This is a genomic window from Mesorhizobium sp. M7A.T.Ca.US.000.02.2.1 (assembly GCF_003996995.1).
GTDB lineage: Bacteria > Pseudomonadota > Alphaproteobacteria > Rhizobiales > Rhizobiaceae > Mesorhizobium.
The window spans coordinates 1-13,602 of sequence record NZ_RZTT01000137.1 but is presented as its reverse complement, the minus strand read 5'-3'; the positions used below and the strand labels follow the sequence as shown (position 1 = coordinate 13,602).

The window sequence follows — 13,602 nt, the reverse complement described above, 5'->3', positions numbered from 1 at the left end:
TGCGGGAACACCTCTGCGCACGAAATGCTCCTTGCCGGGTGGAAATCCCGGTAACACCCGGTATTATCTGCGAAAATGCCGAAATCGGGAGGATGCCGGGTGCAGACCAAGAAGATCATCAATGCCGGCAACCGTGCCGTCGACGAGATGCTGGAAGGCATCCTGGCAGCGCATCCCCGCCATCTCAAAAGCGTGGACGGCAGTCCACGCTCCATCATCGCCTGCGACGGACCGCGCCAGGGCAAGGTGGGCCTCGTCATTGGCGGCGGCTCGGGCCACGAGCCGAGCTTTCTTGGCTTCGTCGGCAAGGGATTGGCCGATGCGGCGGCCATCGGCAATGTCTTCGCCTCGCCACCGCCGGACCCGATCCTCGAATGCGCAAAGGCAGTCAGCGGCGGCGCCGGCGTGCTGTTCATGTACGGCAACTATGCCGGCGACGTGATGAATTTCGACATGGCGGCCGAGATGGCCGCCATGGACGACATCGAGGTGCGCACGGTGCTGAGCACCGACGACGTCGCCTCGGCACCGCGCGACCAGCGGCACAAGAGGCGCGGCGTCGCCGGCAATTTCTTCATCTTCAAGGCGGCCGGTGCCGCCTGCGACCGGATGCTGTCCTTCGACGAATGCGAGCGCATCGCCGGCAAGGCCAACGACCACACCTTCACCATGGGCGTGGCGCTGTCGCCCTGTTCGCTGCCGCAGACCCGCCGGCCGAATTTCGAGATCGGGCCGGACGAGATGGAGATCGGCATGGGCATCCATGGCGAGCCGGGCATCGCGCGCGAAAAGTTGAAAACAGCCGACGAGATCACCGACGAGATGCTGGACAGGATCCTCGACGAGATGGCGCCTACGCGCGGCGACAAGGTCGCGGTGCTCGTCAATTCGCTGGGCTCAACGCCGCTGATGGAACTCTACATCATGAACCGGCGCGTGAAGCAGAGGCTCGACGAGATCGGTGTGTCCATTCATGCGACCTGGGTCGGCAATTACTGCACCTCGCTCGAAATGGCTGGTGCATCGATCACGCTGCACCAACTCGACGGCGAGTTGCAGACGATGCTGGACCATCCCTGCGACTGCGCCATGTTTCGCGCCGGCTAAACCCACTTCTGTGGCAAGGACTAAGATATGACGACAATCGACACCGCCCACCTTGTCGCGATGTTCGCGGCGATCGCAACCGCCATGTCCGCCGACAGGGACCGACTATGCGCGCTTGACGGGGTTATCGGCGACGCCGACCACGGCATCGCGATGGAGCTTGGATTTTCCGCTGCACGCGATGCAGTCGCCGCACTGGACACCGGGGCCACCGACCCGACCAGCTTGCTGAACACCGCTGCCAAATCGTTCCTGAATGCCGTCGGCGCCTCCTCCGGGCCGCTCTATGCGACCGCGTTCATGCGGGGCGCGGCAGCCGTCAAGGGCAAGACGACGCTCGACGATTCGGACGTGGTCGCCCTGTTCCAGGCTATGGCCAAGGGCATTCAGGATCGCGGCAAAGCCGAGCCTGGCGAAAAGACGATGATCGATGCATGGGCGCCGGCTGCGCAGGCAGCGGGCGAAGCGCTGACCTCCGGCAAGGATCTGGCGGGCAGTCTCGAAGCTGCTGCACAAGCGGCAAACGCAGGCGCGGAGGCGACCAAGTCGATGGTCGCCACGAAGGGCCGGGCATCGCGCCTCGGTGAACGCTCGCTTGGCCACATGGACCCGGGCGCCGCCTCAGCCGTGACCGTGATCGAGGCGATGCGGGTCGCCTTGACCAGTTAACTCAGTAACGGGTTCCCCGCGTCTTTCAGCGCTTGGCGTCGAGCTTGTCGATGGCCTGCACGTTTGTGGCGGAGGGGCCATTCGGATCGAACTCCGAGGCTAACCATGCGTCGGCGATCGATTTCGCCAGTTCGGGACCGATGACGCGGGCGCCCATAGTGATGATCTGGGCGTTGTTGGACTTGGCGGCGCGCTCAGCGGAATAGGTGTCGTGGGTCAATGCGGCGCGAATGCCCGGCACCTTGTTGGCGGAGATGCTGACGCCAATGCCGGTGCCGCAAAACAGGATGGCCCGGTCGTAATTGCCGTCCAGGATTTCGTGGCCTACCGAGGCGGCGATGTCGGCGTAGAATCCGGCCTGGCTGAGGTCGACGACCTGCAGTTCGGGTTTGGTGGCGAGATGCTTGGCGATGACGTCGAGCAGCGGCTTTCCGGCACTGTCGGCTCCGAGTGCGATCTTCATGATGATGAACTCCTTTGCTAGGTCTTTTGGCAGTCAGCGCGCGATGGCGGCCGACGCCTTTTTCAGAATGTCGATATAGCCTTCCGCTTGCCACGCCGAGCGGCCGATGAACAGGCCATCGATATGCGGCTGGCCGATGAGTTCGGCCGCGTTGCCTGGATTGACGCTGCCACCATAAAGCACAGGTGGAGCAATCGGCAGCCGGTCGGCGGCAACCTTCTTGATCAGCTGTTGCTGCCTGTCGGCATAGTCGGCGCTTGCGGGAATGCCCTTCTCGCCGATTGCCCAGACGGGCTCGTAGGCAAAGAGGATTTCCGCCTTCAGTTGATCGCCGCTCAGCTCTTGCAGCGCGCCGAGGCGGTGCTGACGGCACAGGTTCTCGGCGCGGCCTGATTCACGCTCAGCCAGCGTCTCGCCGACGCAGATCAGCGGCACGAAACCGTGCCTGACAGCGGCCGCCGTTTTTAGTCCCACAGTCGCATCGGCCTCGCCGAAATGCTCGCGGCGCTCGCTATGGCCGAGTTCGATCACATCCAGCCCGCAATCTTTCAACATCACCGGCGAGATCTCCCCCGTCCAGGCGCCAGCATCGGCCCAATGCATGTTCTGGGCACCGATCTTGACGCGGGTGTTGGCCAGCGCGGCCTTGACCTGGCGCGCTGCGGTGAACGGCGGAATGACGAAGGGCTGTATTGCCGGATCGAAATCGGGCACAAAGGCCGCCAGCGCATCGGCGAACTGCAACGCCTCCGACAGCGTCTTGTTCATCTTCCAGCTCGTGCCGACCCAATATGGGGCCATTCTTCTTCTCCTTCGATACTTTTGCGGCCGAAGCCGGCTTTCGGGCGACGTATTCGCTCAGGTCCGGGGCTTGAGACTGTCGCGACCGCTGTCGATATGAGGGGCCCAGAAATCCACCGACTCGCGGATCATCTCGATAACCTGATGGTCGACTGGTTCCCTCTCCCTGAAGGAAAGTTCAAGGCAAATTTCATTGTCGGTTCCACCGCCCTGCCGAACCGCGTCCAGCAGCTTCTGCGGCACTATGCGGCCATCCTTGTTGTAGGCGGCCGTGAACGGCCAGTGCCCGCCCTTATTCATCGACGACTGCTTGATGTGGATGATCGGCGATTGCAATGGAAACGCTTTCGCCCAAGCATAGGGATCGGTATCGGCAGGATCGGCCGAGGTCACGTCGCCATGGTCGATATCCACCATCATCTTCATCGGTATGGGCAGCTTCGCCGCATCGATGGCGCCTTGCAGCGTGGCGCAGCTTTCGATCGTGTGGCCGAACTCGCGGCCCACCGACATCGGCTCCCAGAACAGATAGGACAGACCCGCCGCCTTGGCGTGCTCGGCCACCTCGCGCCAGCATTCGAGCGCGATATCGAGCAGTGCCGCCCGCCGTTGCGGATCGTCAAAGTCCTTGTGGGTGAAGATGGCGAACTGCGTGCCCATGCCCGACGCACCGAGTTCCGCGGAAATGTCGGCGAAGGTCTTGAACCAGTCGACATAGTAGCGCCGGACATCCGCATCCGGATGGCCGAAATGGTTGAGCCGGCCGTAGGGTCCGGTCATGCCGGAGGTGATCCTGACACCGGTCCGCGCCAAGGCGCTGTTGAACAGGCGCAGGAATTTGGCAATCGTCGCCGCTGGCCAGCCCGGATTGACGAATTCATGCGTCAGCTGCACGTCGCGGATGCCGATGCCATAGGCGATCGCGTCGATCAGATCGTCCGGATCGGCGAAACGGTTGACCAGTGGATTGGTGTTGAGGGAAAGCGTGAAGGCCATCAGTCTGCCGTCGCCATGATGTTATCGAACCAGTCTTCGAATGCTTTCCGCTCGGCCGCATCGAGATGCAGGCCATGTTTGGTGCGGCGTTCCAGAATATCGGCTGATGTGCCGGCCCATTCGGTCTCGGCCAGGAACCTTGCCTCCCGCTCATACAGGTCGGGACCGAAGCGGCGGCCGAGATCCGCCTCGCGCTGTGCGCCAGCGAGCAATTGCCTGGCGCGGGTGCCATAGCTTCGCGCGTAATGCTTTACCAGCGACGGGCTGAGCCATGAAAACTCGGCATGTAGATCGCTCAGGAACTGCTCGAAGTCCGCATTGGGCAGGTCGCCTCCCGGCAAGGGAATTTTGGCTGTCCAGGCTTTCTTCATCGTCGGAAAAAACGGCTGGATCTTTTCCAGCGCGTGTTCCGACAGCTTGCGGAAGGTGGTGATCTTGCCGCCGAATACCGAAAGCAGCGGCGCGTTGCCGTTGGAGGCGTCGAGTTCGAAAATATAGTCGCGCGTCACCGCGCTTGGATTGTCGGCATTGTCGTCATAGAGCGGACGCACGCCCGAGAAACTGTAGACCACGTCCTGTGGCGTCAGCTGCCGCTTGAAATAGCGATTGACCACCTTGATCAGATAGTCGACTTCGCTGGCCTCGGCGACCACTTCCTCGGGCCTGCCTTCGTAGGGAATGTCGGTGGTGCCAATCAGCGCCAGATCGTTCTCATACGGATTGACGAAGATCACCCGCTTGTCGTTGTTCTGAATGAGATAGGCTTGCCGCCCCTCCCAGAATTTGGGCACGACGATATGGCTGCCCTTCACCAGACGAACATTGCGGGTGGAATTCTGGCCGGCGACGCGGCTGACAATGTCGTTGACCCAGGGGCCTGCCGCGTTGACCAGCGCCCGCGCCCGGACCTTCGTCACCGCACCCGTGCGACCATCCTGCATGTCGATCGACCACAGTCCGTTTTCGCGGCGGGCCGCGACACAGGCGGTGCGCGTGAGCACTCTGGCACCGCGCTGCCTAGCATCCAGGGCGTTGAGCAGCACCAGGCGCGCATCGTCGACCCAGCAGTCGGAATATTCGAAACCGCGCTTGAACTCGTCCTTGATCGGCGCGCCTTCCGGCGCAGTCTTGAGGTTCAGTGTTCTTGTCCCCGGCAGGCGTTTACGGCCGCCAAGGTGGTCGTAGAGAAACAGCCCGAGCCGGACCAGCCATGCCGGCCTGTCTTGCGGGCTGTGCGGAAGAACGAAGCGCATCGGCCAGATGATGTGCGGCGCCGCCTCGAGCAGCACCTCGCGTTCGATCAGTGCTTCGCGAACCAGCCGGAATTCATAATATTCGAGGTAGCGCAGGCCGCCATGCACCAGCTTGCCGGAGCGCGAGCTCGTGCCTTGCGCGAGATCGTCCTTTTCGCACAGGATGACGGACAGCCCGCGACCTGCCGCATCACGCGCTATGCCGGCTCCATTGACGCCGCCGCCGATCACGAAGAGATCGACGACATCTGCTGTATTGCTCAAGATCCTGCTCCTGTGCGGTGCGCCATGCCCTTCCACACCGGCCGAAGCGCCTGACGCGCTGCAACGAAGGAAGGGAAGAGGGCATCGTAGGTTTGCGAAAGCGCCTCGTCATAGGCATCGCAGTCGCCGAGAAGCGGCGTTACCCACTCGGCGGCACAGTCTTCCATCGAGCCATAGACGCCGAGGCCGACCGCAGCCATCATCGCGGCGCCTGCCGCGCCGGCTTCCTGGCGACTGCTGGTGCGCACCTGTGCCCTTGTCGCCGCTGCGATGATGCGGCGTAGGGACGGGCTGCGCGCGGCGCCGCCCGACAGGCGGATTTCGCCCGGCACGGCGCCCATCGCCTGGTAGCAATCGCGTGCGGCGAAGGCCAGTCCCTCGAGGACGCCGCGTGCCAGATCGCCAAACCCGTGCTTGACCGAAAGGCCGATGAAGCCAGCGCGTGCGTCAGGATCGACGAACGGTCCTCTTTCACCGGCCAGCGATATGTAGGGCTGGTAGATCAGCAAACCAGGCTCCGATGCTTCCACCCAAGCGTCGAGGGCCTTCAGCAACTCGTCATGAGAAGGCTTGCCGCCAGCCGTGGCGAGCACGTCGCGCGCAAGGCCAAGCACCCAGTCTATGTTGAGCGTCGCCGCCATGTTGGATTGCAATTGTGCAAAGGCGCCCGGAATAGGCATGGCAATCGTGTAGCCGGAGCCATCGTCGTTCAGCACGACATCGTCGGGCGTGGCTGCGAAGCGCGTGTGTATGCCGGTCGAGCCGATGACCGTGCAGCCGACATTGCCCGAGGGATCATAGAGGCCGGCTCCGAGCGCCGTCATGACCATATCGACGTAACCCAGCACCACCGGGGTGCCTTCGAGCAGGCCAGTCTCTGCCGCCGCCGACCGCGACAGCAGATGATGGTCGGTGGTGCCTTCGAGCATGGGAGGCAACAGGCGGCGATGCGTCGTCAGATCCAGGATGTCGAGGGCTTCGTCGGAATAGGTGCGCGACCGAAAATCGCCGAAGGTGAAGGTTCCCTCGGAGGGATCCGTGGCGCGTTCGCCTGTCATCTTGAAGTAGAGCCAATCCTTGCAATGCAGGGCGGCCGCCGCCCGCTCCAGCATGTCGGAATGGTTTTTTTTCATGAAGGCAAGCTGGGCGCCTTGCTGGCAGGAATTGAGACCCGTGCCGGTCAGCTCGAACCGCCTGCGATCCCGGGGGTCGGCGCGCATCTCGTCCACCAGATGTCCGGCGCGGGCATCGAGCCACAGCCAGGCGCGCGAGACAGGCAAGCCCTCGCCATCGATCAGCCAGGTTCCGTCGCCCTGCCCGGTGATAGCAACCGCCGCGGTTCGTTGCGCGAGGTCGGGAACCTTGGCCGCGAGATCGCGAACGGTCCGCGCCATGTCGCGCCAGGTCTGGTCGAGGTCCTGCTCGGCGCCGCCGCCTTCCAGCGTGACGAAGCTGTTGGGCACCGACGTCATGGCGAGCTGCCGCCCGGACAGGTCGAAAGCGATCGATTTGATCACCGACGTTCCCGCGTCGATGCCGATCAGGAGGTCTTTCATGCCGCAAATTCCGATTGGTTGCGAAGGCGGTTCACGAGGGCAGTCATTTCGTAGAAGAGGCAGGGAGTGCCCGCTAGGACACCCCCTGTGCAGGTTTCATTCCGACAGGACGAAGGGAGCGGTGTACTTGTCGACATTGTCCTTGGTGATGAGAAGGCAATCGAACAGCTGCTTCTCGGTCGCCGCGCCGGTGGCTCCGGTCTTGATGAACGAATCCGCCTGCTGCACGGCCTTGGCCGAGAAGATGGCGACCGGCTGAAGCACGGTGTACTGCAGTTCGCCGGACTTGATCGCCGCAACCGCATCCGGGGAGCCGTCGAAGCCGCCGACCTTGATGCCAGCGAGCTTGCCGGCTTCCTTCAGCGCCGCAACCGCGCCAAGCGCCATCTCATCATTGCCGCTGATCACGGCGATGATGTCGGGATTGGCCTGCAGCATGCTCTGCATCTTGTCGTGGCCCTGGGTACGATCCCAGTTGGCGACCTGCGAAGCAGCCTTTTCGAGATCCGGGTACTGGCTCAGCACAGTCGCGTAACCGTTCGAGCGCGTAGCGGCGTTGTTGTCAGACGGGGCGCCGAGCAGTTCGACATATTTGCCCTTTTCGCCGACGGCCTGCACCCACTGCTGGGCACCGAGAGCAGCGCCTTGCGCGTTGTTGGAAACGAGCTGACCCTTGGCGAGGCCTTCCTGATTGATCTCGGCATTGACGAGGAACACCGGGATGTTGGCTGCAATCGCCTTCTTCACCGCACCGACAGAGCCGTCAGCGTTGGCCGGATCGAGGATGATCGCCACCGACTTGTTGGTGATGGCGGTGTCGATCAAATTGCTTTCGGTATTGGTATCGCCCTTGTGGGCGCCGACATTGGCTGTATAGCCAAGCTTCTCGGCCTCGGCCTTGGCGACGTTGCCCTCAGTCAGCCAGTAGGGGTTGGCCGGATCGTTGACGATGATCGAGATCAGGCCCGCGGCTGACGCGGCGGCCGTGAACCCGACGACCATCGCGGCGGCGAGCAGACTTTTCAACATGGTTTTCATGTACATTCCTCCAATGATTACGCGGTGTTGCTGCCAGTTCACCTGGCAGTCTTCCCTTGGGCAGGATTGGCCGGTTCGGCCTTCCCCCGTTTCTGAGAAGTCGGTTGGCCACCTGTCGCGCTTGGGAGCTTGCTACGGCGGCGATACTGAACGGCATTGAGGAGCACGGCGAGCACGATGACCGCGCCCGTGAACACTGTCTGCCAGTAGGATGAGATGCCGATGATCACCAGACCGTCGGACAGGAAGCCGATGACGAAGGCCCCGAGCAGGGTTCCGCGGATGTTGCCGCGGCCGCCGGTCAGTGCCGCGCCGCCGATGACGACGGCCGCGATGGCCGTCAGTTCGTAGGTGGTGCCGGCGGTCGGTCCCGCCGACGTCAACTGCGAGGACAGGATCAGGCCGGCAATAGCGGCACAGATACCCGACAGCACATAGACGGAAATCTGCACGGTCTTGACCGGAACGCCGGAGAGTTCGGCCGCGCGTTCATTGCCGCCCGAGGCGTAGAGCCAGCGCCCGAAAGCGGTGCGGTTCAGGACGATGCTGCCGATGAACGCGATAATCGCGAGAACCACGACGCCCGTCGGCACGCCGAACAAGCGGTTGAAGCCAAGCGCATCGAAGCCGGTGTTTCCGAGCTCCGGCTTGCCGCCGAGATTGTTATAGGTCAGGCCGCTGGTCATCAGCAGTGCCAGGCCACGCGCCATGTACATGACGCCGAGCGTGGCGACGAACGCCGGAACCTTGAAGCGCGCAATGAGCACGCCGTTGATCAGCCCGACGACCGCGCCCAGCATGCAGGCCAGCACCGCGACCACCCAGACCGGCGGATAGAGAACGACGCCCAGCCAGGTCAGCGTCACCCCTTGCATCAGGAATCCGGCAACGACGCCGGCCAAACCCAGCGTCGACCCCACCGACAGATCGATGCCGCCATTGAGGATGACGAGCAGCATGCCGATCGCGAGGATTCCGAAGATGGCGACATGCGAAGCCATGGTCAGGAAGTTCGCCACCGAGAGGTAGTAGGGCGACAGGATCGAGAACACGACGATGATGACGATCAGGGCAAAGAAAGCGCGGCCCTCGAGCAGCAGCTTGGCGAGATCGAAGCCTTCGGCGGCCGCGCTTGGACTGGACTGTTTTCTGGCCTGGCTGACGTCGGTCATGGGTCTGGGCTCCGAAATTCTGATGATCAGGCGACCACGGCTTCGCCGGAGGCGGCCATGATCTGCTCTTTGGTGGCGTTGGCGCCGAATTCAGCTGAAATCCTGCCACGCCGCATGACGACGATGCGGTGGGCAATGCTGAGGCATTCGTTGACCTCAGAGGTCGAGAAGACGACCGCAAGCCCTTGAGCGGCGCGTTCGCTCAACAAGCGGAAGACCTCGGCCTTGGCGCCAACATCGATGCCGCGGCTCGGCTCGTCGAGGAGGATGACCTTGGGGTTGGTCGTCAGCATCTTGCCGATGACGACCTTCTGCTGATTGCCGCCAGACAGCGATCCGATCATGGCGTTGCCACCAGCGGTCTTGACGGTCACCTTGCGGATCGAGTCTTCGACCAGCTCTCGCTCCCTGGAACGGGACAGAAACAGTCCCTTGGCGAACGCCTCGATGCTGGCAAGCGAAAGATTGCGGCCGACGGTCATGGTTTGCACCAGCCCGTCGCGCTGGCGGTCCTCGGGGACCAGCACAAGCCCTCTGGAGATGCGCTGGGCAATGCTCAACCCCGAGACGTCCTCGCCTTCCAGCAGCGCGCGGCCGCCCGCCATCGGCACCCGTCCAGCGACGGCCTCCAGCAACTCCGTGCGCCCGGCGCCCATCAGCCCGTAGATGCAGACGATCTCGCCGGCCCTGACGTCCAGCGACAGGTGATCGACGACGGAATAGCCCGAGCCCGAAGTGTCAACGACGCTGACGTCCTCGATCGAAAGGGCGACCTCGCCGAACGCATGACCGGTCGGCGGCGAGCCGAGATCGAAATTCTCGCCGACCATGTTGCGCACGATCCACTCGAGGTCGATGTCCCTGGCTTCGGCCGTTGCCGTTATGGCGCCGTCGCGCAGGACAACGGCGTAGTCGGTGATCTGCAGCGCCTCTTCGAGGTGATGTGAAATGTAGACGATGGAGACGCCGCGGCTGGTCAGATCGCGGATCACCTTGAACAGCACCTCGACCTCGGTTGCACTGAGCGCGGAGGTCGGCTCGTCCATGATGAGGATGCGTGAATCGACCGACAGCGCCCGCGCGATCTCGACGATCTGCTGTTGACCCAGGCGCAGATCCTCGACGAGAGTCATCGGGTCGATGTCCTCTTCGAGATCGGCCATCAGCGCGCGCGCCTGGCGCGATTCTTCGGCGAAGTCGAGGCCGGTTCTGGTGCGCAGTTCGCGGCCCATGAAGATGTTGTCGCGAACGCTGAGGTTCGGCGCCAGGCTGAGTTCCTGGTGGATGATCGAGATGCCGCGATCGCGCGCGTCCGAGGATGAGGAAAAGCTGACGAGATTGCCGTCGAGCACGATGTCGCCGGATGTCGGCGTGACGACGCCGGACAGGATCTTCATCAGCGTCGACTTGCCGGCGCCGTTCTCGCCGAACAGCGTCGTGACCTTGCCGCGATGGATGTCGAAATTGACGCCCTTGAGCGCATGAACGCCGCCATACGACATGACGATGTTGCGCGCCGAAAGCACGGCGTCGCCGGTCGCGGGTCCGGTGTCTGCAGCCGCGCTCATTTGACCTCCAGCCTCACCGGAGTGACCAGCCAGCTCTTCGGGTTGACCAGCTTGAATGCGCCAACCACCGATACGGTCTTGCCGGTCAAGGTGCTGGTGTCGACCTTGGCCAGGACTTCCTTCTTCATCTCGTTGTTCAGCGCCGAACCGGCGTCCTGGTATTCGATCTGGTTGGTGAACTGGCCGAATGTGATCTTGCCGGTGGCGTCGCGAAGCTCGGTGCCGTTGATCGCCGGTCCCGTTTGCACCCGGATCATCAGCGTGTCCGGCACGCCTTCGACGGCGACCTTGTAGATGCCGGATTTTCCTTCGCCGACGACACCGGTGAACTTGACCGAGATGACCGGTCCGACGCCCGCCGGCACGCCATATTCCTTTTCCGCCGTCGCCCTGTCCTTGGCGATAGCAGCAGCCACCGTCACCGCGTCGGCGGCGCGTGCCTCGACATCGGCCTGCACCTTGGGAAACTCCGACTTGCCGTAGTCAGCGGCGGAAAACACGGCGCTGCGGACATCGCCGGCAGAGCCGATCCTGACCACCTTGGTGTCGAGCGCCATGGCGCCGAGCAGGACGACAACCGCGGCGCCGGCAAGTGCCCGACGCAGGGCGGGCGAAGCCGGCCTGGTCGATGCGGTGGCGGCTTTCGCGCTCATGACGCAACCGCCAGCAAGGCTGATCCGCGCTTGTCACGCATTTGACGATCCTCCGTTCACATGGCGCTTCGCGCCATTGGGTTTGTTCTGTTCGACAAGGGCACGAGCGGTGGACTCGTCGGTGATCAGGCCGCTCAGATAGCGGCTTTCGAGCACCGCTTTGATGGCGCGCACTTTGATCTTGCCGCCGGCGACGGCGACGATCCGGCGGCCCTTCAACTGGTCCCGCGGAAGCGCGAGAATTCTGTCCGACAGCGCCGTTTCCACCGGGCGCCCCTTGTCGTCGAAGAAGTGGGCGAGCAGCTCGCCGACGCCGCCATCGCGTTTCACCTCATCGATTTCGGAATGTTCGATCATGCCGGTAGCGACCAACGAAGCTTCCCGCTCGGCGGTCCCTATGCCGACGAACATCAGGTCGGACCGGCTTGCGAGGTCGAAGACATCGCTAATGCCGCGCTGACCAAGCAGCACTTCACGGTCCTCGGCGGTGTTGGCGACGAAAGGCACCGGCATCACATAAGCCTGCGCGCCGGTCCGCTCGGCCAGCCGATGCATGACATCGTGCGGGTTGGCCGCGAATTTGCGCGTCACGCCGCCAAGCAGCGAGACGAAACGGATATGGGCAGCGGCGGTGCGCGTCAGATACTCGACGCTTGCGGCAAGGGTACGGCCATGGCCGACGCCGATCAGCATGTCCTCGCCGCGATCGATCTCTCGTTTCAGAAACTGAGCGCCGGCGATCCCAAGCGCCTTCAGCGGCAGCTCGTCCTGATCGAGATCAGGAACAACCTCGCAGTAGTCGAGCCCGTAAGCAGTGATCAGCTGCTGCTCGAGGTCGATGCATTCGCCGACATCGCCGTCGATGATCACCCTGACAAGGCCATCCTGGGTGGCCCGGGTGATGAGCCGATGCGCCTTGAGGCTGGTCAGGCCGAGCCGCTTGGCCACCTGGGCCTGCGTCAGACCCCCGGCATAGTGAAGCCAGGCCGCGCGGGTGGCGAGGCTGGACTCATGATCGCGGTTAGTGGCTCCGCCGGATTTCAAGACATCTCCTCCCTGAGATGATATTATTATCTTTGTGTGCAAAAATTTTCACATCCCTGCATCGCTGTCAATCCCTCGCCGGATTTGGCGCATGCACATATGGGGAATTCACAGGTCTCGCCCTTCCCGAAACGCCGGTCTGCCGGCATTTCGGCGGGCAACATCGACCTATTAGGAGGTGAGCATGTTACTCGATCATACGGCTATGTTAATTTAACGTCAATCTGTGTTATTTCGTGCCTGAGCCAGTAGAATTGCACAGCCATCGGCTATCTAATTTTTTTCTAACTAGCTGTTTCTCCATAATAATATCTGACATCGGCAAAATCCCAATCCACCTGTGAGTTGAGCGATTGGGGATGCGACGCATCCTTAGGCAAACCGACCGGATTGCCTTGGGAAAGAGCATCGGCGACGGAATGATCAGCCCAGCCGCATCAGGTTCCGGTCCTCGAGTTCCAGGGCGGCGGCCTCGACTTCCTCTGCGAGGCGCCCGGCGCTCCAGCCCAGCGCCCCTCCGGCAATCGTCGCAATCTCCTGCAGATCCCGGCCCGTCAGTGACCCTGATATCGCCAGGGTGCTGCGGCGCATGACGATATCGGCCAGATGTTCGACGAACTCGGTGCGGACGATGTAGTCAATTTCCGATCGGCTGTAGCTTTCTGAATCCGGCAGTCGGCCCTCATCATCCGGCTCATGTGTGGCGATCTGCGTGGCTCTGGTGCCATATCGCGACAGCAGCGCCTCGAGACGCCGTTCTCCAGCGCCCGTCTCCGAGTGAGCCAGAGCCAGCCAACTTGCTCGCGCTGCAGCATCAGCCGGGAAATCCCTGCCGCCGCCGATCGGCATGGTCTGCGTCGTCACCTTGCGGCTGCGCTGCAGGCGGCCGAGCACGGTGTCGGCGACTTCCTCGGCGAAGCCGCGAAAGGTCGTCCACTTGCCGCCGATCAGCGAGATGACTGCGAAAGGTCTGTTCCGATCCGGCTCGGCGACGGGCGCCGAGTGGTCACGGCTGATC

The 13,602-nt window shown here is 62.9% G+C and carries 13 protein-coding genes; 2 read left to right on the top strand and 11 right to left on the bottom strand.

What is annotated here, in order from left to right:
• The first annotated feature begins 99 nt into the window (after nt 1-99).
• Nucleotides 100-1,107 (top strand): dihydroxyacetone kinase subunit DhaK, encoded by a 1,008-nt coding sequence (locus EOD15_RS15230; RefSeq protein WP_127318200.1) that lies wholly within the window; start codon nt 100-102, stop codon nt 1,105-1,107.
• Nucleotides 1,108-1,134: 27 nt separating this feature from the next.
• Nucleotides 1,135-1,776: a dihydroxyacetone kinase subunit DhaL gene (gene dhaL / locus EOD15_RS15225; RefSeq protein ID WP_127318202.1), complete on the top strand. Its 642-nt coding sequence runs from the start codon at nt 1,135-1,137 to the stop codon at nt 1,774-1,776.
• Nucleotides 1,777-1,801: 25 nt separating this feature from the next.
• Here the strand turns inward: dhaL and EOD15_RS15220 are convergent, their stop codons facing one another.
• The 11 genes from EOD15_RS15220 to EOD15_RS15170 form a co-directional block, all read right to left on the bottom strand.
• Nucleotides 1,802-2,239, bottom strand: a complete 438-nt coding sequence (locus EOD15_RS15220; RefSeq protein WP_013533067.1) for an RpiB/LacA/LacB family sugar-phosphate isomerase — start codon at nt 2,237-2,239, stop codon at nt 1,802-1,804.
• 33 nt (nt 2,240-2,272) lie between these two features.
• Nucleotides 2,273-3,040: a triose-phosphate isomerase gene (locus EOD15_RS15215; RefSeq protein WP_127408599.1), complete on the bottom strand. Its 768-nt coding sequence runs from the start codon at nt 3,038-3,040 to the stop codon at nt 2,273-2,275.
• Nucleotides 3,041-3,097: 57 nt separating this feature from the next.
• Nucleotides 3,098-4,036: a TIM barrel protein gene (locus EOD15_RS15210; RefSeq protein WP_127318206.1), complete on the bottom strand. Its 939-nt coding sequence runs from the start codon at nt 4,034-4,036 to the stop codon at nt 3,098-3,100.
• Entirely contained in the window at nt 4,036-5,553 is a 1,518-nt protein-coding gene (locus EOD15_RS15205) for a glycerol-3-phosphate dehydrogenase (RefSeq protein ID WP_127318208.1), read from the bottom strand. The genes EOD15_RS15210 and EOD15_RS15205 overlap by 1 nt, the downstream gene beginning before the upstream one ends.
• Nucleotides 5,550-7,109 carry an FGGY-family carbohydrate kinase gene (locus EOD15_RS15200; protein ID WP_127408598.1) on the bottom strand — a complete coding sequence of 520 codons (1,560 nt, stop codon included), beginning with the start codon at nt 7,107-7,109 and terminating at the stop codon, nt 5,550-5,552. Before EOD15_RS15200 ends, EOD15_RS15205 begins: the two co-directional genes overlap by 4 nt.
• A 96-nt stretch (nt 7,110-7,205) precedes the next feature.
• Nucleotides 7,206-8,153 carry a D-ribose ABC transporter substrate-binding protein gene (locus tag EOD15_RS15195; protein WP_023756738.1) on the bottom strand — a complete coding sequence of 316 codons (948 nt, stop codon included), beginning with the start codon at nt 8,151-8,153 and terminating at the stop codon, nt 7,206-7,208.
• 32 nt (nt 8,154-8,185) lie between these two features.
• On the bottom strand, nt 8,186-9,319 hold the full coding sequence (locus tag EOD15_RS15190) for an ABC transporter permease (protein ID WP_127318212.1): 1,134 nt from the start codon (nt 9,317-9,319) through the stop codon (nt 8,186-8,188).
• A gap of 26 nt (nt 9,320-9,345) precedes the next feature.
• Complete coding sequence (locus EOD15_RS15185; protein ID WP_127318214.1) at nt 9,346-10,887, bottom strand: sugar ABC transporter ATP-binding protein; 1,542 nt, start codon at nt 10,885-10,887, stop codon at nt 9,346-9,348.
• Entirely contained in the window at nt 10,884-11,540 is a 657-nt protein-coding gene (locus EOD15_RS15180; protein WP_127269798.1) for a DUF2291 domain-containing protein, read from the bottom strand. The genes EOD15_RS15185 and EOD15_RS15180 overlap by 4 nt, the downstream gene beginning before the upstream one ends.
• A gap of 33 nt (nt 11,541-11,573) precedes the next feature.
• The gene (locus tag EOD15_RS15175; protein WP_127269800.1) at nt 11,574-12,584 is read right to left on the bottom strand and encodes a sugar-binding transcriptional regulator; all 1,011 of its coding nucleotides are present in this window, start codon (nt 12,582-12,584) and stop codon (nt 11,574-11,576) included.
• Between the two features lie 423 nt (nt 12,585-13,007).
• Nucleotides 13,008-13,602: glycerol-3-phosphate dehydrogenase C-terminal domain-containing protein (locus EOD15_RS15170; protein ID WP_281035560.1), on the bottom strand; the 595-nt coding region annotated here is incomplete at its 5' end.

Excerpts from the sequence above, each read along its gene's own strand:
- dhaL (WP_127318202.1), top strand. The coding sequence starts at position 1,135 with ATGACGACAATCGACACCGCCCACCTTGTCGCGATGTTCGCGGCGATC.
- EOD15_RS15220 (WP_013533067.1), bottom strand. The coding sequence starts at position 2,239 with ATGAAGATCGCACTCGGAGCCGACAGTGCCGGAAAGCCGCTGCTCGAC.
- EOD15_RS15215 (WP_127408599.1), bottom strand. The coding sequence starts at position 3,040 with ATGGCCCCATATTGGGTCGGCACGAGCTGGAAGATGAACAAGACGCTG.
- EOD15_RS15210 (WP_127318206.1), bottom strand. The coding sequence starts at position 4,036 with ATGGCCTTCACGCTTTCCCTCAACACCAATCCACTGGTCAACCGTTTC.
- EOD15_RS15200 (WP_127408598.1), bottom strand. The coding sequence starts at position 7,109 with ATGAAAGACCTCCTGATCGGCATCGACGCGGGAACGTCGGTGATCAAA.
- EOD15_RS15195 (WP_023756738.1), bottom strand. The coding sequence starts at position 8,153 with ATGTACATGAAAACCATGTTGAAAAGTCTGCTCGCCGCCGCGATGGTC.
- EOD15_RS15190 (WP_127318212.1), bottom strand. The coding sequence starts at position 9,319 with ATGACCGACGTCAGCCAGGCCAGAAAACAGTCCAGTCCAAGCGCGGCC.
- EOD15_RS15185 (WP_127318214.1), bottom strand. The coding sequence starts at position 10,887 with ATGAGCGCGGCTGCAGACACCGGACCCGCGACCGGCGACGCCGTGCTT.
- EOD15_RS15180 (WP_127269798.1), bottom strand. The coding sequence starts at position 11,540 with ATGAGCGCGAAAGCCGCCACCGCATCGACCAGGCCGGCTTCGCCCGCC.